Genomic DNA, 22,001 nt, shown 5'->3' on the forward strand with positions numbered 1-22,001 from the left:
GAAAATGTGTAAATGTTTAATCAAACATTCACAAAGCCCTTACGCCTAACAAATACAAAATACACCGATACAGCTATAATTTAATTGACAAAAATCAACTAACCATAAAGATTGTTTTAAAATAAAAACAAATAGATATTGATATTTAGCATGGGTTAATAGCAATAAAAAAGAGCACCTTAGTGCTCTCCTTTATTAAAACGCTAATCAACAAGCTAGCTCTGCGTAAACTTAAATCTGCAACGTCGCCATTAAGTTAACGCTTATACAGACGTTATCACATAAGCAACTGCTTAGGCTGGCGTTGACGCTTTATCATCTGCTTCTGCTTGCTGGCGTAACAAAGCCGCAGCCTGCTCTTCTTGTTCCGTGATAGCTAACGTATCTTTAGCTTGCATAGGAATAGCTCGAGACTGTTCGTTGATCTCATGGATTTGCGAAGCATTACGTAAATCTCGCTCACTGGTAATCGCAGCAATTGATTCACGATCTTTAATAAAGCTCACTACGTCATGACGAATACTCTCTAGCGACTGTTCATCTTTATGCATCTCTAAAATATAACGTGGATGCTCTAAGTTTCTCATCCCCGTTGCAGCAAAAGTGCTTGATACAGCCTGAGTCACGACCACCCAAGGGGTAATGCTTGAACGCACTAAGGTATTTTCAGAACGGGTAGAGTCATGTATACCTGTGCCGGTTGAAATGCGAGATTCAGTAAAGGTCCCTTCTACCTTCATATAAATCAGCTGGCTGACAAACTGCATTTCAGCAAAAAACAGATGCGCACCATTGGCAAGCATATGCGCAAAGGCGCGTAGCAAAACACCAACTAAAACTAAATGAATAATCGTGCCAGACATTTCACTTAAACTATTTATTTGCTCAGGTGTAGATTGCTCAATAATCACATCTAGCGGCACACCAGCAACAAAGTTATATAAATCGACAACACCAAAAGCCAGCCAAACCGTTAGTACTGATGCACAGATAAATAAGGCATTACCCAAAATAAGACTCAACATACGCACAGAAGTGAACGCAGACCCTAAATCCATTGCTTTAAACTTAGGTTGGATCTCTTGAAGCATTTCACCGAAGAAATTACCCTTACCTTCAACTTGCTCATTAAGCTTAGGCTCAAGTTCTTGATAGACTCGATTAGGCACTTCTTTATAGCGCCTGTTTGCCATCACTAAATTATCAAGATTGATAAAAATCTCGCTAGGGTGAATTGACTCTTGCCAGTTTTCTCTAAGTTCTGACACCTCAACCTTAGCGTCAACTAACGCCATACGCTTAAAAATCATCACACTGATTAGTGCAGAGCTAATAATCGCAGCCACAACAATAGCGGCAAAATAAGCCCAAGCGTGAAAATCAGGTAAAAACTGCAACCATTGTTGTAACTCCGCGATGCTGACACTCGTCACTCGCATAAAGTAAGCAAGACCCGCAGCTAAAACCACTGGCAACACAATAGCGCTAGCAATGACCTTAGCTAATTCTTTGGTGCCCATTGATGGAATTTTACGGTCGGCACTACGAGCCAGTGCTCGTCCTGCTGAGCGCCAAACGCCGATTAAATACAAGGTGAGTAAGACTGAGTAAATAGGGAATGCAAACTCGCCTATCTCGCCAGCAAAACCGGCTAGAGATACAAATGCAGTCAACGCATAAGCCACTAAGGCTAAAACGGTTTTCACCCAAGCGCCAAATAAACGCTGCGCCATATTACGCACAGGATAAGGCATGAAAGTGAGACGTGGAAAAATAGTATGTACTAAACGCGCAAGAAAACCTTGCGGCTCAACAAATGTGGCGTTTTTACGACCGACCAGCATTTCAATTAAACGCTGCTTACTGTAAGCCACGTAACCTGACTCTTCTTTAGCAGTGGTGCTTTCAGAACGGCTGTGGTTATAAGCTAGGGATGTTGGGTGGTTACGCCCAACAAAATAACGCAACATGGCTATGATACCATTGGTGGTGATCTTAAGACCCCCTCCTAGCAGCAACAATCCAAATACCACTAAAATCCAGCCAACTACGGTGTTTTCTCTTACGGCAGCAGCAGCTTCAATTAGCAAGTAAACGCCTAAAACAGTGGTGAATAAGCCACGAATACTGGTAACTGCACCTTCCTTTTTAAATGGGTTTTTTAACCCAATATCGATCGATCCATAATCAAATGCCATCGCCTAACATACTCCTGCCTGAGTTAACAAAGTGTAATACTAAAGTTTACAGCAATGCTGTACCAACAATAAACCCTATCGCATAAGGTTTACATTAATTAGTAACATAGACATTAAAGCAAGATGACCGCAGGCAGAAGATGCTGTCTTATCACTGAAAACAAAAAACCAGCCGAGTGGCTGGTTTTTTGTTTTATTGGCGATACATTTTGGCTGTATCAGCCCTGCAAATTAGTTCGCTTGTGGGCGCATTGCAGGGAATAGGATCACGTCACGGATAGTGTGCGTGTTAGTGAATAACATCACTAGACGGTCGATACCGATACCTTGACCCGCTGTAGGTGGTAAGCCGTGCTCTAGCGCAGTAATGTAGTCGGCATCGTAGAACATTGCTTCGTCATCACCCGCGTCTTTAGCATCAACCTGCGCTTTAAAGCGGCTATCTTGATCTTCAGCATCGTTAAGCTCAGAGAAACCGTTCGCCACTTCACGGCCGCCGATGAAGAACTCGAAACGGTCAGTAATGAAGTGATTGTCGTCGTTACGACGTGCTAGTGGAGAGATATCCGCTGGGTAGCCCGTGATGAAAGTAGGTTGCATCAACTGAGTTTCAGCTGTTTCACCAAAGATCTCTTCAAGTAGTTGACCACAAGTCCAGAACTTCTCAACTGTCATGCCTAAGCTCTTAGCCAAGTCACGCATAAATTCAACGTCTTTAACTTCTTCGTAAGTCATAGACTGGATTGTCGCGTTGTCTGGGTTGTACTTCTTGATCGCATCTAACATGCTTAAACGTGCATATGGACCACCAAAGTCAACTGTGTGCTCACCATATGGAAGCTGTGGAGAACCACATAGCTCAGTAGCGATAGAGCTTAGCATCTCTTCAGTTAGATCCATTAGATCATTGAAGTCAGCGTACGCCATATAGAATTCCATCATAGTGAATTCAGGATTATGACGTGGAGACAGACCTTCGTTACGGAAGTTACGGTTGATTTCGAATACACGCTCAAAACCACCAACCACTAGACGTTTAAGGTATAGCTCAGGTGCAATACGTAGATACATAGCGATATCAAGCGCATTGTGATGCGTCTCGAATGGACGAGCTGAAGCGCCACCTGGGATGCTGTGCATCATAGGAGTTTCAACTTCCATAAACTCTTTCTTCACCATGAAGTTACGAATTGCCGAAACCACTTTAGAACGCATGATAAACGCTGCACGAGAATCTTCGTTAACGATTAAGTCAACGTAACGCTGACGGTAACGTGTTTCTTGGTCAGTTAGGCCGTGGAACTTTTCAGGTAGCGGACGCAGTGCTTTAGTTAGCAACTGGTACTGCTCCATGTTCACGTATAGGTCGCCTTTACCTGAAAGGTGCAGTTGACCCGTCACACCGATGATGTCACCGATATCTAGACCTTGGAATTTTTCTTTAAGATCTTTTTGAACATCTTTGCCAGCGTAGGCTTGGATACGACCGCTCACATCTTGGATAACCAAGAATGGACCACGCTTAGCCATTACACGACCAGCGATTGAACGCTCAATGCCCATGCCTTCAAGCTCTTCTTTGGTGTTGTTACCAAATTCAGCTTGAATGTCTGCCGCTTTGTGTTTTCGATCGAAGTTGTTCGGGTGACCGTTTGCTGGGCAGTTAGTACGGATGTGCTCTAATTTAGCACGACGTTCTGCAATTAACTTGTTCTCATCTTGGGTTTGTTCAGTCATCTTCTTCTCTCGTTAAAGGCCAGATTTCAGGCTAGCTTCAATAAACTTGTCCAGATCGCCATCTAACACGCTCTGGGTATTTCGGTTTTCAACGCCGGTACGTAGATCTTTAATACGTGCATCATCGAGCACGTAAGAACGGATCTGGCTACCCCAGCCAATATCTGACTTGGCGTCTTCGGCGGCTTGCTTATCAGCATTCTGTTTAAGCATTTCTAGCTCATACAGCTTTGCTTTTAACTGTTTCATCGCCGCATCACGGTTTTTATGCTGTGAACGGTCGTTCTGACATTGCACTACAGTATTGGTCGGTAAATGGGTAATACGAATAGCCGACTCAGTTTTGTTTACGTGCTGACCACCCGCGCCTGACGCGCGGTAGGTGTCAATTCTTAAGTCCGACGGATTGATATCAATCTCAATCGAGTCATCAATTTCTGGGTAAACGAATACCGAACAGAAAGAGGTGTGACGCTTACCTGACGAGTCAAATGGCGACTTACGTACTAAACGGTGTACACCGGTTTCGGTACGCAATGAACCAAAGGCGTATTCGCCAGTAAACTTAATTGTGGCGCCTTTAATACCGGCAACATCACCTGCAGTCACTTCAATCAGTTCTGGTTTATAGTCGTGGGCTTCGCCCCAACGTAAAAACATACGCAGTACCATGTTTGCCCAATCTTGAGCTTCAGTACCGCCTGAACCTGATTGAATATCTAAATAACAATCTGATGCATCATGCGGTTTAGAGAACATACGACGGAACTCAAGTTCCTCAAGACGTTTCTCTAAGCCTTGTAATTCAGTGCTAGCATCGTTGAAGGTTTCTTCGTCATCTTCTTCAACGGCAAGTTCGAGTAATCCCTCGATATCTTCTAGACCACTGTCCATATCGTCGATAGTTTTCACTACCGCTTCAAGTGCTGCACGCTCTTTGCCTAGGGCTTGGGCGTTTTCTGGATCGTTCCACACTTCTGAGCTTTCAAGCTCTCGGCTAACTTCTTCTAGACGCTCACTTTTGGCATCGTAGTCAAAGATACCCCCGAAGAAGGTCGGTACGGTCAGCGAGCTCCTTGATTTTGAATTTTACAGGATTTACTTCAAACATGATTTAATCAACTTTTTAATGGCTAAGCGGTCATTGCTAAGCGATAGTGGCTTAACTTCTTTCGCTTCACTCTTAACGAGTAAATAACGACAAATAGAAAACCCGCTATTTTAACCTAAGCTTGGGATGAAACCTAGCCGCAAAAGGCTACAAAATAGCAAATTTATTCAACAATATTAGTTTACCCTATAAAAACACTCGTTAATCATCCAGCGCCGCTGACTTACTCCGCTTCGCGCTAAGTTCATCTAGCAAATTAGTGCGACAGTTCAACTACTAAATCAGTCCATTTGTGACCATTACCACACTTAACCTAGCACCATTCCAATCCCAGCCTCTTTTCTCAGTGTGGCAGGGGATTAAGAAACATTTAAGGCCTACAAAAAGGATTCTGCCGCGCTTTAAGCCTAGGTCCACGGAGCTGCGATCCCGCTCTACAAGCTAGTCAACAGTCTAAAACTGTGGAAATTGATAAGCAGATCTCACATCTGACCAGATACAGTCACCCATGCGCACACTTCCTACCTTACCTGTGAGCAAACCAGCAATTTCAGTGCAAATTTAAACCGTGTTATCAGTGTAGAAAAAGGCCGCAGGTATACTCGAAATCATAACGATTTCGCCAAGTCCACTTTTTGCGAATGCTGATGGTATGCCAAGGCGCTACGCGCCGTTAACCGTGCATCCAATCAAGCTGCGACCCTATAATTAAAGGCCCATGCGATGAAACAAATAATAATTGATGGCAAGACCTTAGTAGCTAATCAACAAGACATGCTGTTAGATGTCGCGCTTAATGCCAATATTGCGATTCCTAACCTATGCAAAAGTCCGGCTAGCTCATTAGTACACGACAGCAAACAGCACTGTAATCTTTGCCATGTAGAACTTGTAGCCAGTGATAACAGCATCACTAATGTACGCGCCTGTGAAACCCTAATTGGCGACATTCCTGCGCAGAACATTGAAGTCATTACCCAATCAGCGGCATTAAGTAAGCAGCGCAAAGCCGCGTTGCACAACATTTTGTCAGATCACTTTGCTGACTGTGAAGCGCCTTGCCAAACCGCTTGCCCAGCAGGCGTTGACGTGCAGTCTTACCTGTATCACATTGCCCAAGGCGATCACAGCGAAGCGGTAAAAGTCATCAAGCAGACCTTACCTTTGCCACTGTCTATCGGCCGTGTCTGCCCCGCTTTTTGTGAAACAGAGTGTCGCCGCGGCTTAGTTGACGAGCCTGTCGCCATTCGCCAATTAAAGCGTCACGCCGCCGATTTAGATTTAGAGGGCGAAAATCCTTACGTGCCGCCAAAGGCATCAGCAACCGGTAAGAAAGTCGCGATTATCGGTAGCGGACCTGCGGGTATTTCTGCGGGCTATTACTTGTCTAACAATGGTCATAACGTCACGATTTTTGAATCCATGCCACAAGCTGGCGGCTGGTTGCGTTACGGTATTCCAGAGTATCGTTTACCAAAAGCGATTCTCGATAAAGAGATCGCACTGCTGTGTAAAAACGGCCTCAACATTCAAACCGACACCCGCCTTGGTCGTGATATTCACCTTAATGGATTAATCTCTGACTTTGATGCAGTCTGTTTAGCCATTGGCGCGCAAAAAGCCGTGCCAATGAATTACCCGGGTATCGAACTCGATGGCTGCTACTTAGGTGTGGATTACCTCAAAGATTACTGCACTGACAAACAATACAGCACAGGCAAAAAAGTCGCCGTTATTGGTGGCGGTAACACCGCAATTGACTGTGCTCGCACAGCCAAGCGCGATGGCGCAGATGTGACATTAGTTTATCGTCGTACTCGCGATGAAATGCCAGCCGAAGACTATGAAATTCATGAGGCTGAGCAAGAGGGGATAAAATTCCACTTTTTAACTAATCCAATTGAAAACCATAGTGACGATAATGGTCGCGTTGCAAAAGTGACTTTTGAGGTGATGGCGCTAGGTGAGCCAGATAGCTCTGGTCGTCGCAGCCCAACCCCAACAGGTGAGACCTTCACTGAAGCATTTGATACCGTCATTCCTGCAGTATCACAAACGCCAGATATGGACTTCTTAGATCACCCGCAGAGCCAGCTCGCTACAGGTGAAGTAGCGCTAACTCGCTGGAATACCTTTGAAGGTTGTGAACACACTATGTCAGCAGGTCAGTCTGCCGGCCTTGATAAGCTGTTTGTGATTGGTGATTCACGCACCGGCCCAGCCACAGCGGTTGCCGCCGTTGCCGATGGCCGCAAAGCTGCTGACGCCATTGAAAAACTACTGAGCCAAGGCCTAACTTGTGAGCTAGTTAAACAGCCTTTCAATTCGACTAAAGCCAAAAAAACAAGCAGCTTAAAATCGATTAAGGCCGACAACCTTTATCCAGACTCTAAAGTACAAGCCCGCAGCGTAATGCCTGAACTTGATAAGCTGCAGCGCGCATTGAACTTTAGTGAAGTTGAGCTGGGCTTTGCAGCGGATGAAGCCATGAAAGAAGCAGCGCGCTGCTTAGAGTGCGCTTGCCAAGCCAATACCGATTGTAAGCTGCGCGATTACGCCACCGAGTACAAAGTTAAAGCCAGCGAGCTAGATATTAGTCAGGCACAGCAATTTAGCGTAGATAACAGCGCACCCTTTATCACTTTCGATGCTAACCGCTGTATTAGCTGTGGCGCTTGTGTTGAAACCTGTAAAGGTGCCAGCGGTCATAATGCCATTTCATTTGCTAAAGACCATTACCAAGCATTACCCACTTCGTGTGCCGATTCAATTAGCGGTGATGAGCGCAATGCCCCGCGTGTTGGCTTTAGCGCCAGCATGAACGACAGCGACTGTGTGCAATGTGGTAACTGTGTGCAAGTATGTCCAACAGGCGCACTTGTTGACTCGCGTGACAAAACCCAAGGGTTAACGCCTGCGCAAAAAGAACCGCTTAAAACCGTATCCAGCATTTGTACCTATTGCGGTATTGGTTGTCGTATCAACCTGCATGTTGATGAGCAGAAGAACCAAATTCGCCATATCAGCGGTGATACATCATCGCCAGTGAATGAGGGAATGCTGTGTGTTAAAGGCCGCTTTGGCTTTGACTTTGTCGGCAGTGATAAACGCTTAATAACACCGCTTATTCGTAAAAACGGCGAGTTAGTGCCTGCCAGTTGGGATGAAGCAATTGCCGTAGTTGCTCAGCGTTTTGCACAAATCAAGCAAGTATACGGTAACAAATCGATTGCAGGTTTATCGTCGGCTAAAGCCACTAACGAAGATAACTACGTTTTCCAAAAGTTCTTCCGTAGCGTGCTCGGCAACAACAACGTTGACCATTGTGCACGCCTTTGCCACGCATCAACAGTTACCGCCCTGCGCGAAAGCTTAGGCAGCGGCGCCATGACTAACGATATTCCAAGCATTAAAGATAGCGACCTTATCTTTATTCTTGGCTCTGATACCGAAAGCGCGCACCCCATTATTGCCTCGCGCATCAAGCAAGCTATAAAAGAGCACGGCGCACGATTAATTGTTGCTGACCCTAAGCGGGTATCAATTGCCGATAAAGCTCAGCTTTATGTGGCTCAGCGCCCGGGCTCTGACGTGATGCTAATCAATGCGATTATGCAGCAGATCATTAAAAATGACTGGCACGATTTAGATTACATTCAGGCGCGTGTTGAAGGCTTTAGCCAGCTGTATGACGAAGTCATGAGCCCAGATTACAGCCCGAAAAACGCTGAAATCATTACTGGAGTCAGCGCCAGCGACATCATTGAAATGGCACGTTTAATCGGCACTGCAGAAAAAACTGCGGTTTACTACGCTATGGGCGTAACGCAACATACTTCAGGCCACGATAACGTTACCGCGATATCGAACCTGCAATTATTGTGTGGCAACATTGGCGTAAAAGGTGCTGGCATTAACCCGCTTCGTGGCCAGAGCAACGTACAAGGCGCTTGCGATATGGGCGCGCTACCAAACTACTTTAGCGGTTATCAACGTCTGGACGATCCACTGGTGCAGATGCGCTTCCGTGAAGCTTGGGGTAAAGAAGATCTTTGCGCTGACATTGGCTTTTCGGCCACCGAAATGATGCATGCACTGAGCCATGGCGAGCTCAAAGGCTTATATGTGATGGGTGAAAACCCAGTGCTGAGCGACCCAGACCAAAAGCATGTGTTGCAAGGCTTAGCCGCCGCAGAGTTTGTGGTAGTGCAAGATATCTTCTTAACCGAAACCGCTGAGCTCGCTGACGTGGTGTTACCTGCTGCTGCTTTTGCTGAAAAGTTAGGTCACTTTACCAATACCGAGCGCCGCGTACAGCAGTTGCTTCCTGCGGTTAATCCACCGGGAGAGGCTAAAAATGATTGGCAAATCATTCAGCTTATCGCTAGCCAAATGGGTGAAGATTGGGGTTATCAAAACGAGAAGCAAATTTGGCATGAAATCACCGATGTCACGCCGCAGTATCGCGGTATTACTTGGCGGGTAATTGATAGCGAAACAGAGAATGGTCGTCAAGGTTTGCAGTGGCCATGCCCTGCAGAAGGACACCCTGGAACACCGATTTTGCATACCAGCCAGTTTACCCACGGTAAAGGCAAGATGCGTGCAGTACATTATCGCCTGCCAGCAGAGATGCCATGTAATGAGTATCCATTAATTCTGTCTACTGGTCGCTTGCTGGAGCAGTTCCATACCGGCACTATGACCCGTAAGACAGAAGGCTTGAATCAACTTGGCTCAGCAAAAGTGATGATTTCGGTATTTGATGCTGAAAAACTTGGCGTCAACAACGGCGATATGCTCAAGCTCAGCACCCGCCGCGGCGAAATTGAGATTAAAGCTTTTGTCACTCGACGTGCGCAAGCAGGGGTATTGTTCTTGCCGTTCCACTTTGCTGAATCTGCGGCGAATAAGCTCACCAACAATGCGCTTGATCCGGTGGCTAAAATTCCGGAGTTTAAGGTGTGTGCGGTTAAAGCGGAAAAAGTGGTAGAGAAGGTAACAGAGCAACAAGAAGTCGCGCTTATCTAATAAACCACACAAGCAACATGCAAAAAGGCGCTAAGAGCATACTCTTAGCGCCTTTTTAATTTATATTACTAAGCTGAACTAGCCAGCAAACGCACCAATCAGTGCGCCCGTTACCGCAAAGCCAGCGACTAACATAAACACGTTGGGTTTAAAGATTTTAAATAAACCAAAACCTAATACCACTAATGCCATATCCAGTGGCGCTAACACTGCACTGGTAAATATAGGGTTATACAGCGCGGCTAACAAAAAGCCCACCACACAAGCATTTACCCCTGCAACAGAGCCTGTTACTTGTGGTCTAGCACTGATCGCATGCCAGCTTTTTAGCGCCACCAGCATCAGTAAAAAGCCCGGTAAGAATATTGCCAGCGTTGCCACCAGCGCACCAATCAGCGGCTGGGTAACCCAGATTTCAGCACCTAAAAAAGCTGCCAAGGCAAACATAGGCCCGGGTACCGCTTGCGCCAGCGCATAGCCCGTTAAGAACTGATCATTACTTACGGCATCGCCAACACTTTGCTGTAGCAGCGGTAGCACCACATGACCACCACCAAATACCATACTACCCACTTGGTAAAACTGGCTAAATAGATCTGTTAGGTTATTAATGCCTGTTTGACTCGACATGGCAATCACAACGAGTGAGGCCAGTAATAGCCCGACAAATAGACTGAGCCAAAAGAAGTTAAGCTTAACCGGCTGCTGAGGCTGCTGCTTTAACTCATCTGCATTGCTAGCAAGGTATTTACGCCCGACTAACGCAGCAGCAATCAATAAGCCAAACTGCATCAGCATTGATGGCTGCAGCAAAATAATCACGCAGCTTATTACCATCAATAACTTGGCTTGTTTGCGCTGGCAAAACTGCTTAAACATAATCCAAATCGCATCGGCTACCACTACAACAGCTAATAGCTTTAGACCATGAATAATGCCTTGGGTAAAGGAGTAATCTAGCCACTGACTACTAGTAACCGCCAACAAAAATAGCAAAATAAACGACGGCAGGGTAAAGCCCATAAAAGCGGCTATGCCGCCTAACAGACCACCACGGTGATAACCAATGGCAAAACCAACCTGACTGGACCCCGGTCCTGGCATAAACTGACTTAGTGCCACTAAACTGCCGTAATGTTGATTATCAAGCCACTTGAGCTCTTCCACGAAGGTTTGTCTAAAATAACCAATATGAGCAGCGGGACCGCCGAATGAAACTAATCCTAGGGAGAAAAAGCGTAGAAAAATTTGTAGCATAATTATCCATGTTTAGCGCCCGAAACAGCGCTGTTAAATTCAATAGTTGGCGCACAATATGACACTAACATTACAGTTTGATGAAACACCGTAAACGGTAACATCTTTTCACATTTTAACGCTTAGGTTTATTGCCGGGATAGGGTAATTAAATTGCATGCTCGTGCAATCATAATCGACGACAGCCTATTCGAGTAACAGCTTATCAAAATCGGCTAACGTTTGCCGCTGACCTATTGTCTGTTCCACCCAGTCCAACACCTCGGCTGCCGTTGTTCGGTAAGTGGTAAGCTTACCACCGTAAAGACTTAGTAGATTTGGGTGGCTTGCTTGGCTTTTTTGCAGGGTATCTCTTGGTCTGTCAAAAGCATTACCCGATTGCTTGGGTAATACCCTTACACCACAGAAGTTATCGACGATTCGAGTTTTCAAAGCTTCAACATCACCGAACGCACTAAAGTAATGCTGATAAATCCCCAGTAAATAATCGATTTCCTGCTGAGTTATTTGCGGTTTACCTGCAAGCTGTTCAAGCACAGTTTCAGTGGTGCCGACCAGAGTTTGTCCATTCCATGGCATGACAAAAATGACCCGCTTATCAAAGCAAGACTCAAGATAAAGGATGCCATCGTTTGCCGGTATATCTAACAATAAGTGGCTACCTTGAACCCACTCTATTGGTTCAGCTGCTATTGGCGGCGAAACCGTATCGAGCACTTCATTAACCCAAGGTCCCGCAGCATTTATCACCGCTAACGCCTCGACCTCTTGTTGTTCATCTGCGACTTGATAATGCACTTTACAGTGGCTATGAAAATGCTCAATGCTATAACACTTGGCATGTTCAACCACATGAGCACCTAGTGAACGCGCATTTTTAACCACTGCTTGAGTGAGGAGTTTGTCATCGGTTTGTGCATCCCAATACTGATACAAGGCTTTAAGCCCTTGCAGTTTAAGGCCTTTAATTTTTGACCAATGCACTGATGGCACAGACTTAAATTGCCCAAGTGCATCAAAGTCACTCAGCATGGCATATAAACTTAACCCAGCTCGAATAGCCCACGAGCTACGGCGACTGTTTTCATAGACAGGAATATAAAATGGAATTGGATTCACTAAAGAAGGGGCGAGTTCAAGTAGCGCTTTACGTTCTGCCAGCGACTTTCTAACAAGTGGTAATTGACCCGACTCAAGGTAGCGTAAACCACCATGAATTAACTTGCTTGAATTGGCCGATGTCTGCCCTGCTACCGTGCCTTTTTCAAGCAGTAACACGCTATAACCAGCAGCAGCAGCGCACTGAGCAATGCCAGCACCATTGATACCCCCACCGATAACAACCAGATCAACTGTTGCCATTTAGGCTCCTTAGAAAGACCATATTATCTATTTTGTAATCTACACCTAATACGTGACTAATCTAGAATTAGTTTTAATTAATAGCTATTTTCTTAGTAGTACTTAAGTCCCAGTACTGCCGAACAGCTATGAACTTTAAGCCTGTTATAAATGGTCCTTACATACCTCTATATCGAGGAGTAAAATTGCACTTGATGCAACGTACATCCTTTATTCATATTGAACAAAGACTTGATAAGCATATAACTCTCTATTGTTTGTCAAAACATTGACTACTAATCTCTGAAATGCAATGAACTTAAAGGATATTGCATTTCTGTTACCAATAGCTTAACTTGCAACAGGTTATTAATGAGTGCACGCTTTAATAACCGTAAAGTACTAAAGGATTTTGATGTAATTTAAGGATATGCAAGATGAAGTTTATCGCTATTATTTGCTTACTTGTTTCAGGTAGCGCCCTTGCACAATGCAATAATTCTAGCCATATATTTGATATCCCCTACCCCAAAAACAGCTCTTATTTTGCAGGGCAATATGCCGCTCAGCTCGATGCGTTAACCCATGGGACCCAAGCCACAGAGGGCTATCTATTACTCGAGTTTAAAGTTAATCCAATCTATTCAACCGAAGAATCCCATAAATATAATAAATGGTTAGCAGAAAGACGCATTGATCGGATTAAAAGCTATTTAAGTGATTCAGCTTATTCCGCTCCGGTGATTACTCGCATATTAACTGCAAGCCACAACGTCGACCGCAGTGTTTCTATCATCTGGTGCCCTGATGAATTTGAGCAAACCTTAGTACAAGTTGTTAGTAATGATGACTAAAAAGCTGCCTCTCCTTAATGCTACTAATATAGGGTGAATAATATTCAGCCAGCTGTATATAGTTACTGAACTTTTAGCCATACTCACTATCACTAATGTAATTGTTACAGCTAAGATGGCACGTAAACAGCAACATATAACCAACAACCTTCAGTAAAGCTAGTTAATCCCTTCCCTTTACTGGTTTAAGCAGCTGAAGCCTTAACTTACACGTATTTAATCAAGCCTTTATAAATATTAGAAGAAGTTTCATTTTATTTACTAAAGTTCGCCATAGTTCCCAAAAGCCAGTGATTCGAGATTTGCGTAGCAAAAAAGAAACAATTATTTATCAATCAGGAGACCTTGCAGTAGAGTAATAGACACAACAAGTCTATCAATTAATGCTCAACAGGTTTGGAGCTCGCATGGTCAAATCCACTCTGCTATTCCTTAGTCTTCTTCTCACAAGTCTTTCATTTCCAAGCTTTGCTGTTAGCCCCCAAAGTGTTGACGCTAATATGTGGCATTACACTAATGCTCAAGGCGAACTAAAAGTTAAACTCTACTTCTTTTGGTCCAAGACCTGCCCACATTGCGCTGAAGCTCATCCGTTTATTGATAGCTTGCCAGAGCGTTATCCGTGGATCGAAGTCGAAGATCATATGATCACTGCGCCAGGGACGATGGAGACTTGGCAGAAAATAGCCAAAGCGACAGCTACTGAAGCACGCTCAGTGCCTTACTTTGCTAGTGGCGAAAAGGCGGTTGTCGGTTATAGCAGTCAGGCGGTAACCGGTGAGTTTCTGCTGCAGCGCTTAAAGTCCTATTACGTTTCATTAGGCGGGAAGCTAGCACCTGAGGCAGAAGGCAATTACACGGTTGAAGTACCTGCTGCTGGCGGTTTATTTGCAACCTGTAGTGAGAGTGATAGTAAAGAAGGCGGCGACGGTACTTGTAATTTAGGCTTAGATACCAGCAGCGAGTTAGCAAGCTCTGATGTGCAGCCGGTTGAATTACCACTTGTTGGCGTTGTTCATCCAGAACAGATGTCACTACCACTATTAACCGTGGTCTTAGCCGGAGTTGATGCTTTCAACCCTTGTGCTTTCTTCGTTTTACTATTTCTGCTGTCTATTATGGTTAACGCTAAGAGTCGCACCCGCATGTTGATTGTTGGCGGCATCTTCGTGTTCTTCTCTGGCTTTATCTATTTTATTTTTATGAGCGCTTGGCTCAATATCTTCCAATTACTTGGTGCAGGTAGCGATGGTGGCTGGATTATTCTCGGCGCAGGCATGCTCGCGCTGGTTGCGGGGGCGGTAAACATTAAAGACTATTTCTTTACCAAGGGCGAAGTCACCCTGTCTATGTCTGCCGAAAATCGCACCGGGCTGATAAAGCGCATGGGTAAATTAACCAGTGCCAGCAGCATGACAGCTATGATAGCCGGCACTGTGGTGCTATCGATTTTAGCGAATGCTTATGAGCTACTGTGCACAGCAGGATTCCCAATGATCTACACCAGCGTGCTATCTATGCATGACTTAGAAACCTTTGAACGCTACATGTACCTTGTTATGTACAATGTGGTTTATGTCATTCCTCTTGCTGCCATTGTGATTGCTTTCAGCGTGTCGCTTGGTAAGCGTAAGTTGACTGAGAAAGAGGGCCAAACACTTAAACTGATGTCAGGTATTATGATGATGGGGTTAGGCGGCATGTTAGCGTTAGACCCAACAGCACTGCAAAATGTGGCGTTAGCAATAGGTCTAATCTTCAGCTCTATTATTCTTACAGTGATCATCACGTTAGTGCGTAAGAGCCTAGAAAAGGTTAAAGCGAAAAAGTCATAACCCACAAAAATAAGGCCTTAGATAACATCTCGACTAAGGCCTTACCCCCTTCTTCAAATCCTATAAATACATACCTAAATCAATCATCTATCCCGCACAACTAATACTTTACACCTCATACTGACACTGATAACTTTAAACTTGGATGCAAGGATTTATCCCAAAGTAGGGATAAAAAAGCAGGCTCATTAAGTGGTTTTCAAGGACAGAAAAAATGAAACTAGCCAAATTTATATCGATAGTATTAGTCTTTTTTACGTGTAGTCATGCAGCTGCAGTAACTCGCCCTATTGCATATCAAGCCCCAGTTATCGCAGAATCGCTAGAACAGCACCCGCTCATCGATGCTCACCTACAAGCCTATAACAGTAATAAATTTGACGAATTTAAAGCGCTATTTAATCCAGAAGTTGAAGCCTACGACTTCCCAAACAAATTACTTTTCAAAGGCATGGATGGCTTTGACAAGACCTATAAATATCTCGTCTCAAGTATCTATAAATCTTCATTTATCAGTAAAAGGATTGTTGATGGCAACTTTGTTATTGATAAAGAAACAGTGGCGATTGACACACGTGAAGACGATATTGAACTTGTGGTGATTTATGAGATTAAAGACAACTTAATTTATAGAATGATGTTTCTTAAGCAATAGCGAAAAAACCGTATCATTCAAAGCCGCATAAACCAAACCGATACACTCTGTAACACTGCCAAACTTAAGTATTTGGGGATTAAGCCGATAACTAAGTGATATTTCTAATAAGTCGAGTTGAATATGGCAGTAACAATATCTAGTGCTAACCTGCAACCTAATATGAGTCATGGTGACGTGGGTGTGAAGGTCGCCCAAATGGCGAAAGACCAACAAAAAGTTGAAGGCGATATCGCGATGCAACTGATAAGTGCAGCTGTACCCGAGGCCCCAAAAGCTCCTGTAGGCAATACAGGTCACAATATTAATACCACTGCGTAGCAAATTAATACTTCGCCAAAATTTGTCGATATAACTGCCCAGCATTCGCGGCAGTTATATCTTTAAAACCATAAAACCTACGACTCTGATACGTAGCAATTTCTACCTGTAAACTTTGCTTGATATAACATGGCATCTGCTCGCTCAAGTAAATTAGCGGATAACATCCCTTTTTGCCATAAAGCAATGCCCTGCGACACAGTCACATACTTAGAAACGCCAGAACTTGGATGCATCAGCCCAGCCTCTTCCAGCATCCACTTTACTTTGTTAGCAACATGGCTAGCACCTGTGGCATCCGTATCAGGTAATACCAAGACAAACTCTTCACCACCGTAACGAGCAGCTAAATCTCTTGGCCTATCTAGCGCACTATTTAGCACTTGAGCGACTTTCATCAAATATTCATCGCCCATTTGATGACCTAAACTGTCATTGAGTAATTTAAAATAGTCGATATCGACCAGAATAATAGATAAGGGCTGTTCACTGCGCTCTGACGACTTTATTTCTTGGCGTAATACATCATCAAAATGGCGACGATTACTAATACTGGTTAAGCCGTCAATTAGCGCAAGCAGCTTAAATTGCGCTAATAACTTCTTTTTCTCAATATTGCGTAGCACCGCTTTAGTAAACCAACCCGAAATAATTTTTTGCCCAGATAATACAATGCCTAAAAAACATAAAAATTTAGTTATTGGGTAGATTGGCGTAGCCGAGTATTGATTGAAATGGTAAAGACTACCAAAAACTAAAAACGGTAAAATCCCCAATAACATGGCAATACGGTTAGGAAATAGCGCAAAGGCGAATAAGATAACTAGCACATCAGCCAGAGATTCTATGCCCTGCATTGCACTCGATGAGAGCATCTCTAGCCCAACCAGCAGATAACACCAAGCTGCAACTAATACTCCTAAGTAAGCATAAGTTTTAGCGATACCTATTCGAGAAACTCCATAAACTTTAGTGACAGCAATACCTGTGATGAGCGCTAGAGCTAAAGGAACAAGTTTTATCGTTAGGTGTTCAGCATCAAAAAACGCTTTATCAAAATAGTAAATATTCAACATCACCACTAGCAACAGTGCTGAGCTAACATAGGTAGCCCAAACAATACCGCGTTTAATAATTGTCAGCGATTCACTTTGGAGCTGTGTTTGGTATTGATGTGACTTCAGAACTTGCTCCTTGGTGCAGAAAAGCATAATAACCCAACTCTTAAAAATGCATGGCTAAACAAGCTAAATGTAAATGACACATATTAACTAAACACAAGAAAGCCAGCATATTGCTGGCTTTATACTAACGACTAATCGCTTTAGGCTGCAACATTCTCATCACTAGACTCATCAACATCGTGACGGATTAAGTAATCGAACGCTCCCAAAGAGGCGGTTGCGCCGCTGCCCATGGCAATAATAATCTGCTTGTAAGCTGAGTTAGTTACATCGCCTGCTGCAAACACACCGGGTAATGAAGTTTCACCTTTAGCATCGACAACTATCTCACCGCGTGCAGTCATATCAATGGTGTCTTTTAGCCACTCAGAATTTGGCACTAAACCAATTTGAACAAAGATACCTGCTAACTCAACGTGATGGCTGTCACCTGTTGCGCGGTCAGTGTAGTTAAGACCATTTACACGCTTGCCATCACCCGTTACTTCTGTGGTCATCGCCTGGGTAATAATCTCAATGTTACCCATAGATTTTGCTTTTCGCTGTAAAACTTCATCAGCGCGCAGTGACTTGTCAAACTCAAGTACGGTAACGTGCTCAACGATGTTGGCTAAATCGATTGCCGCTTCAATACCCGAGTTACCACCACCGATAACCGCGACACGCTTACCTTTAAATAGTGGGCCGTCACAATGTGGGCAATATGCCACACCACTACCACGGTACTCTTGCTCACCCGGAACATTCATTTCACGCCAGCGAGCGCCAGTTGCTAACAACACGGTTTTACTGCGTAATACTGCACCGCTTTCAAGCTCTAATTCAAATAGCTCGCCAGATTTTAAACTTAATGCACGTTGGTTATCCATAATGTCGACGTCATATTCATGTACGTGAGCTTCAAGGTTTGCCACCAGCTTAGGTCCTTCTGTGGCTTTTACTGAGATAAAGTTTTCAATGCCAACGGTTTCAGCGACTTGACCACCAAACTTGTCAGCCACAATACCGGTGCGCAAACCTTTTCGTGCCGCGTAAATGGCTGCCGATGCCCCAGCAGGACCACCACCAACAACTAATACATCAAATGCCTCTTTTTGATTTAACTGCTCAGCTTTTCTGCCTGCGGCATTCACATCTAACTTATTTAAGATCTCTACCGTGCTGATAGCGCCCATTGAGAATTGTTCACCATTTAAGTAAACAGAAGGCACTGCCATAATGTTGCGCTCATTAACTTCGTCTTGGAACAAAGAACCATCAATCATTACGTTAGTAATGTTTGGATTGATTGCCGCCATCATATTCAGCGCCTGCACGACTTCCGGGCATGTTTGGCAGCTTAGCGATACATAAGTCTCAAAGCGGTATTCACCCGGTAGTTGGCGGATCTGCTCGATCACATCGGCTTCCAACTTAATTGGATGACCACCACTATGCAGCAGTGCTAGCACCAGCGATGTAAACTCATGGCCCATTGGCAAGCCAGCAAAAGTAATTTGCGAGCCTAAAGATGGGTTTATCACTGCCATAGAAGGTGTACGTTCGCCCACTTGATCTGTTACTGAGATAAGTGAAGACAGGCTATCAATATCAGCCGCTAGTGATTTAAGCTCTTGCGCTTTTTGACTGTCATCAGCTGATACAACCAGCTCAACTGGGTGCTTAAGGTTTTGCAAATATGTGTTCAGTTGATTCTTTACGTTTGCATCTAACATGATGACTCCTAAATATAAAAGCTTATCTGGTATCGGTGAGCTGCAGGCAGCATTAGCCACAAGCAAGTCTCTACTCACTAAAAAATAAAAAGTGGTTATAAAAAATAAAAGTGTATTGCGACTAGCGTTTTGCTTGTTAACACGTTCTATAAAAATGTGTTCAGCTTAGATTTCAGGGGGGACACTAAGCTGAACAACTGATGACTTGGGACTATCCTCAAGTCATGGAGATAGGCTGGTGTCGATATTTGTCTCGCTAACCGGTTTGGGGCTGGCTAGCGAGCCATTTATCTAACAAACCTTCAATTGAGTCTTAGATTTTACCAACTAGGTCAATTGATGGAGCTAGTGTTGCTTCACCTGGCTGCCATGCTGCTGGACATACTTCGCCGTCGTGAGTAGCAACATATTGAGCCGCTTGAATTTTACGAACAAGTTCAGCTGCGCTGCGACCAATACCTAGGTCGTGTACTTCAGCAACTTTGATTTCACCTTCTGGGTTAATTACAAATGTGCCACGTAGTGCTAGACCGTCTTCTTCAATCATCACACCGAAGTTGCGTGTGATAGTACCTGTTGGATCACCAATCATTGGGTATTGGATTTTGCCGATTGTGTCTGAACTTGCGTGCCATGCTTTGTGAGTGAAGTGAGTATCAGTAGATACTGAGTAAACTTCAACGCCCATAGACTGTAGCTTTTCGTAGTGGTCAGCCATGTCGCCCAATTCTGTTGGACATACAAAGGTAAAGTCAGCTGGGTAGAAGAAAACGACTGACCACTTACCTAAAAGGTCTTGCTCTGTCACTGGGTGAAAATCACCGTTGTGGAAAGCAGTTGCAGAAAATGGCTTGATTGTAGAGTTGATGATTGACTGATGCATGTGATGCTCCGTTTTAATAATTAAATTTGAAAATACTATTTCTTAAAATTCAACAAACTGCTTGAGTGATGATGAGTCTCTATAAAGCCAGTTCGTTTGCGATGGAAGCATAGTAGTCGAGAAAAACGATTTATCATAACGAGTAAAAGCTATCATCCTAATCTAATTTTCCGAATAGGATTAACAACTCAAGCAAACAAGGGCTAAAACAATACCGCTGATATGAAAACCATGATGTTGGTTTAGGAACCGGGCAATGATATGGCCAATGTAGAAGTGGCTCACCAATAAAAGGCTTATTGGTGAGCAAGGCTGCGTTACTGCCAAAGATCAAAGCGAGTTAATGAACGCGCCAATTGGAAATCAAGCTGTTGTGATAACGATTGCGCCTTAGCTTTTAGCGCACTAGCACTAATATCGCGCTTTGCCTTACCGGCAAACACCACCCAGTTACCACTGCCTGTTAAACAGGCACGCACTTCAACAAAGTGCATATTTAAGTAAGCTAATAGCTCACGGTTTTGGCTATGCTCTTTCCAACAATTAAGCACCAAGTAGCCATCAGCTTTAACTAAAGCAGCGCATTGGGCAATAAACACTTCAGAAACCTGCGCAGCATCAACACCTTCAGCGCTGTAGATATCAGCAAACACCACATCGACCTTCTTATGATCTGCAGCTGCTAAAAACTGTTTCGCATCTTGGTGAACAACTTTCAGCTTTTTGCTCAATGGTAATTGAAAGTAGCGCTTAGCCAGTTCAATTACGTCGGCACGCAACTCTACCGCCGTCAGCTTAATGCCAGCATCGAAATGGCGTAGCGCATGGATCAGCCCGCCACCACCTAGGCCTAATACTATAGCGCTCTTAGGTTGGCTATATAACAAGACCAATAGCATGGCTTGCACATAAGTATGCTGCGGAATATGTGGCGTAGCTTTTAGCAACTTACTTTGCTCATCGTTTTCACCAAACGCGAGGATCCGCGTTTCTTTGTCTTCTAAAACAATAAGCGGACCATACTCATCTTGGGTTTGGTGTAAAACTTGATAATCTGACATACGCTCTCCGGTAATTGGGGCGTTATTATGCGTCAATTTATTCATGAGTAAAATGCCAAGTGGTCGTTGAAGCATAAAACATCAGCCACAACAACTACCTCCAATTTACCCAGCAAACCACACAGTAGCTCAGACTTAAAAACAATCTCCACAACAAGCAAACAACCACTCCAACGCACACCACAAAAACAACAAATATCCAACCCAGAGTTGCGATCGCTATCACATTTCATTTTCCACTGATACATACAATCAGCGCCATTCTCAATTGAACAAAATAGACTAATGAAAAAGACAATTTCAGCTATCGCGCTAACTGCAATTTTAAGCACTCAATTAACTGGCTGTATGGGCCAAATGGGCTTAAGTGGCTTAGTGACTAAAGCTAACTTGAGCGCGGTAGATAACCGTTACGGTCGTGCAGGCCTATTTATGCTAATGAGCCCAATTTACGGCTTTGCAGCAACAGGTGATCTGTTCATTATTAACAGCATTGAATTCTGGACAGGTACTAACCCAATCACAGGTCGTTCACCTGCGGTTGTTGATATGCCAGTTGAAGCTATCTTCAAAGTTAACAAGCATATTGATGGCGATCTAACCACTGCTCCACTAAAGAACGTTAAGTTGACCAGCGCCTCTATGGTAGCAACTGACGAAAACACCTTAGCAATGACTTTAGTTTATGAAGATGGTAGCCAGCAGGTTATGTCTGGCGTTAAGCAAGGCGAACACGTTGACTTCTACCTAGACAATAGCTTTATTGCTCGTGTAAGCACTACAGAACTTGCCGCTTACCAGCAAGGTTAATACCTAGT

Annotated in this window: 15 protein-coding genes; 6 read left to right on the forward strand and 9 right to left on the reverse strand. The window is 44.1% G+C overall.

Annotated features, from left to right (window positions below):
• Positions 1-293 precede the first annotated feature (293 nt).
• The 3 genes from L2748_RS03720 to prfB all read right to left on the reverse strand — a co-directional run bounded on the left by L2748_RS03720 (position 294) and on the right by prfB (position 5,046).
• Complete coding sequence (locus L2748_RS03720; RefSeq protein WP_220780309.1) at positions 294-2,198, reverse strand: hypothetical protein; 1,905 nt, start codon at positions 2,196-2,198, stop codon at positions 294-296.
• A 231-nt stretch (positions 2,199-2,429) separates the two neighbouring features.
• On the reverse strand, positions 2,430-3,935 hold the full coding sequence (gene lysS, locus L2748_RS03725) for a lysine--tRNA ligase (RefSeq protein ID WP_220780308.1): 1,506 nt from the start codon (positions 3,933-3,935) through the stop codon (positions 2,430-2,432).
• Between the two features lie 12 nt (positions 3,936-3,947).
• A protein-coding gene (prfB, locus tag L2748_RS03730; protein ID WP_220780307.1) for a peptide chain release factor 2 occupies positions 3,948-5,046 on the reverse strand; the annotation gives its coding sequence in 2 pieces (ribosomal slippage) (positions 3,948-4,970 and positions 4,972-5,046; 1,098 coding nt in all).
• Positions 5,047-5,769: 723 nt separating this feature from the next.
• On the opposite strand from prfB, the gene fdhF reads away from it, so the two are divergent.
• On the forward strand, positions 5,770-10,077 hold the full coding sequence (gene fdhF, locus L2748_RS03735; RefSeq protein WP_220780306.1) for a formate dehydrogenase subunit alpha: 4,308 nt from the start codon (positions 5,770-5,772) through the stop codon (positions 10,075-10,077).
• Positions 10,078-10,155: 78 nt separating this feature from the next.
• Here the strand turns inward: fdhF and chrA are convergent, their stop codons facing one another.
• Positions 10,156-11,334, reverse strand: a complete 1,179-nt coding sequence (gene chrA / locus L2748_RS03740; protein ID WP_220780305.1) for a chromate efflux transporter — start codon at positions 11,332-11,334, stop codon at positions 10,156-10,158.
• Between the two features lie 186 nt (positions 11,335-11,520).
• Entirely contained in the window at positions 11,521-12,696 is a 1,176-nt protein-coding gene (locus L2748_RS03745; protein WP_220780304.1) for a glycerol-3-phosphate dehydrogenase/oxidase, read from the reverse strand.
• Positions 12,697-13,112: 416 nt separating this feature from the next.
• Here L2748_RS03745 and L2748_RS03750 point away from each other — a divergent pair, with 416 nt between their 5' ends.
• The 4 genes from L2748_RS03750 to L2748_RS03765 all read left to right on the forward strand — a co-directional run bounded on the left by L2748_RS03750 (position 13,113) and on the right by L2748_RS03765 (position 16,340).
• The gene (locus L2748_RS03750; protein WP_220780303.1) at positions 13,113-13,529 is read left to right on the forward strand and encodes a hypothetical protein; all 417 of its coding nucleotides are present in this window, start codon (positions 13,113-13,115) and stop codon (positions 13,527-13,529) included.
• 407 nt (positions 13,530-13,936) lie between these two features.
• Entirely contained in the window at positions 13,937-15,364 is a 1,428-nt protein-coding gene (locus L2748_RS03755) for a thioredoxin family protein (RefSeq protein WP_220780302.1), read from the forward strand.
• A gap of 214 nt (positions 15,365-15,578) precedes the next feature.
• Positions 15,579-16,019 (forward strand): nuclear transport factor 2 family protein, encoded by a 441-nt coding sequence (locus L2748_RS03760; RefSeq protein WP_220780301.1) that lies wholly within the window; start codon positions 15,579-15,581, stop codon positions 16,017-16,019.
• Positions 16,020-16,142: 123 nt separating this feature from the next.
• A complete protein-coding gene (locus L2748_RS03765; protein ID WP_220780300.1) occupies positions 16,143-16,340 on the forward strand; it encodes a cytoplasmic protein in 198 nt (65 codons plus the stop codon).
• Positions 16,341-16,417: 77 nt separating this feature from the next.
• Here L2748_RS03765 and L2748_RS03770 read toward each other — a convergent pair whose 3' ends face one another.
• The 4 genes from L2748_RS03770 to L2748_RS03785 form a co-directional block, all read right to left on the reverse strand.
• Positions 16,418-17,551, reverse strand: a complete 1,134-nt coding sequence (locus tag L2748_RS03770) for a GGDEF domain-containing protein (protein WP_220780299.1) — start codon at positions 17,549-17,551, stop codon at positions 16,418-16,420.
• A gap of 113 nt (positions 17,552-17,664) precedes the next feature.
• Positions 17,665-19,239 (reverse strand): alkyl hydroperoxide reductase subunit F, encoded by a 1,575-nt coding sequence (gene ahpF, locus L2748_RS03775; RefSeq protein ID WP_220780298.1) that lies wholly within the window; start codon positions 19,237-19,239, stop codon positions 17,665-17,667.
• Between the two features lie 313 nt (positions 19,240-19,552).
• Positions 19,553-20,122, reverse strand: coding sequence for an alkyl hydroperoxide reductase subunit C (ahpC, locus tag L2748_RS03780; protein ID WP_220759113.1), 570 nt, complete (start codon positions 20,120-20,122; stop codon positions 19,553-19,555).
• Between the two features lie 317 nt (positions 20,123-20,439).
• The gene (locus L2748_RS03785; protein WP_220780328.1) at positions 20,440-21,183 is read right to left on the reverse strand and encodes a spermidine synthase; all 744 of its coding nucleotides are present in this window, start codon (positions 21,181-21,183) and stop codon (positions 20,440-20,442) included.
• 285 nt (positions 21,184-21,468) lie between these two features.
• Here L2748_RS03785 and L2748_RS03790 point away from each other — a divergent pair, with 285 nt between their 5' ends.
• Positions 21,469-21,993, forward strand: a complete 525-nt coding sequence (locus L2748_RS03790) for a DUF3332 domain-containing protein (protein ID WP_220780297.1) — start codon at positions 21,469-21,471, stop codon at positions 21,991-21,993.
• The last annotated feature ends 8 nt before the right edge of the window (positions 21,994-22,001 follow it).

Source organism: Shewanella sairae (assembly GCF_023283535.1).
Classification (GTDB): domain Bacteria; phylum Pseudomonadota; class Gammaproteobacteria; order Enterobacterales; family Shewanellaceae; genus Shewanella; species Shewanella sairae.

What these genes read in the sequence shown, in the direction of transcription:
- L2748_RS03785 (WP_220780328.1), bottom strand. Translation starts at nt 21,183, where the DNA reads ATGTCAGATTATCAAGTTTTACACCAAACCCAAGATGAGTATGGTCCG.
- L2748_RS03770 (WP_220780299.1), bottom strand. Translation starts at nt 17,551, where the DNA reads ATGCTTTTCTGCACCAAGGAGCAAGTTCTGAAGTCACATCAATACCAA.
- L2748_RS03755 (WP_220780302.1), top strand. Translation starts at nt 13,937, where the DNA reads ATGGTCAAATCCACTCTGCTATTCCTTAGTCTTCTTCTCACAAGTCTT.
- L2748_RS03750 (WP_220780303.1), top strand. Translation starts at nt 13,113, where the DNA reads ATGAAGTTTATCGCTATTATTTGCTTACTTGTTTCAGGTAGCGCCCTT.
- fdhF (WP_220780306.1), top strand. Translation starts at nt 5,770, where the DNA reads ATGAAACAAATAATAATTGATGGCAAGACCTTAGTAGCTAATCAACAA.
- L2748_RS03760 (WP_220780301.1), top strand. Translation starts at nt 15,579, where the DNA reads ATGAAACTAGCCAAATTTATATCGATAGTATTAGTCTTTTTTACGTGT.
- ahpF (WP_220780298.1), bottom strand. Translation starts at nt 19,239, where the DNA reads ATGTTAGATGCAAACGTAAAGAATCAACTGAACACATATTTGCAAAAC.
- chrA (WP_220780305.1), bottom strand. Translation starts at nt 11,334, where the DNA reads ATGCTACAAATTTTTCTACGCTTTTTCTCCCTAGGATTAGTTTCATTC.
- lysS (WP_220780308.1), bottom strand. Translation starts at nt 3,935, where the DNA reads ATGACTGAACAAACCCAAGATGAGAACAAGTTAATTGCAGAACGTCGT.
- ahpC (WP_220759113.1), bottom strand. Translation starts at nt 20,122, where the DNA reads ATGCATCAGTCAATCATCAACTCTACAATCAAGCCATTTTCTGCAACT.
- L2748_RS03790 (WP_220780297.1), top strand. Translation starts at nt 21,469, where the DNA reads ATGAAAAAGACAATTTCAGCTATCGCGCTAACTGCAATTTTAAGCACT.
- L2748_RS03720 (WP_220780309.1), bottom strand. Translation starts at nt 2,198, where the DNA reads ATGGCATTTGATTATGGATCGATCGATATTGGGTTAAAAAACCCATTT.
- L2748_RS03765 (WP_220780300.1), top strand. Translation starts at nt 16,143, where the DNA reads ATGGCAGTAACAATATCTAGTGCTAACCTGCAACCTAATATGAGTCAT.
- L2748_RS03745 (WP_220780304.1), bottom strand. Translation starts at nt 12,696, where the DNA reads ATGGCAACAGTTGATCTGGTTGTTATCGGTGGGGGTATCAATGGTGCT.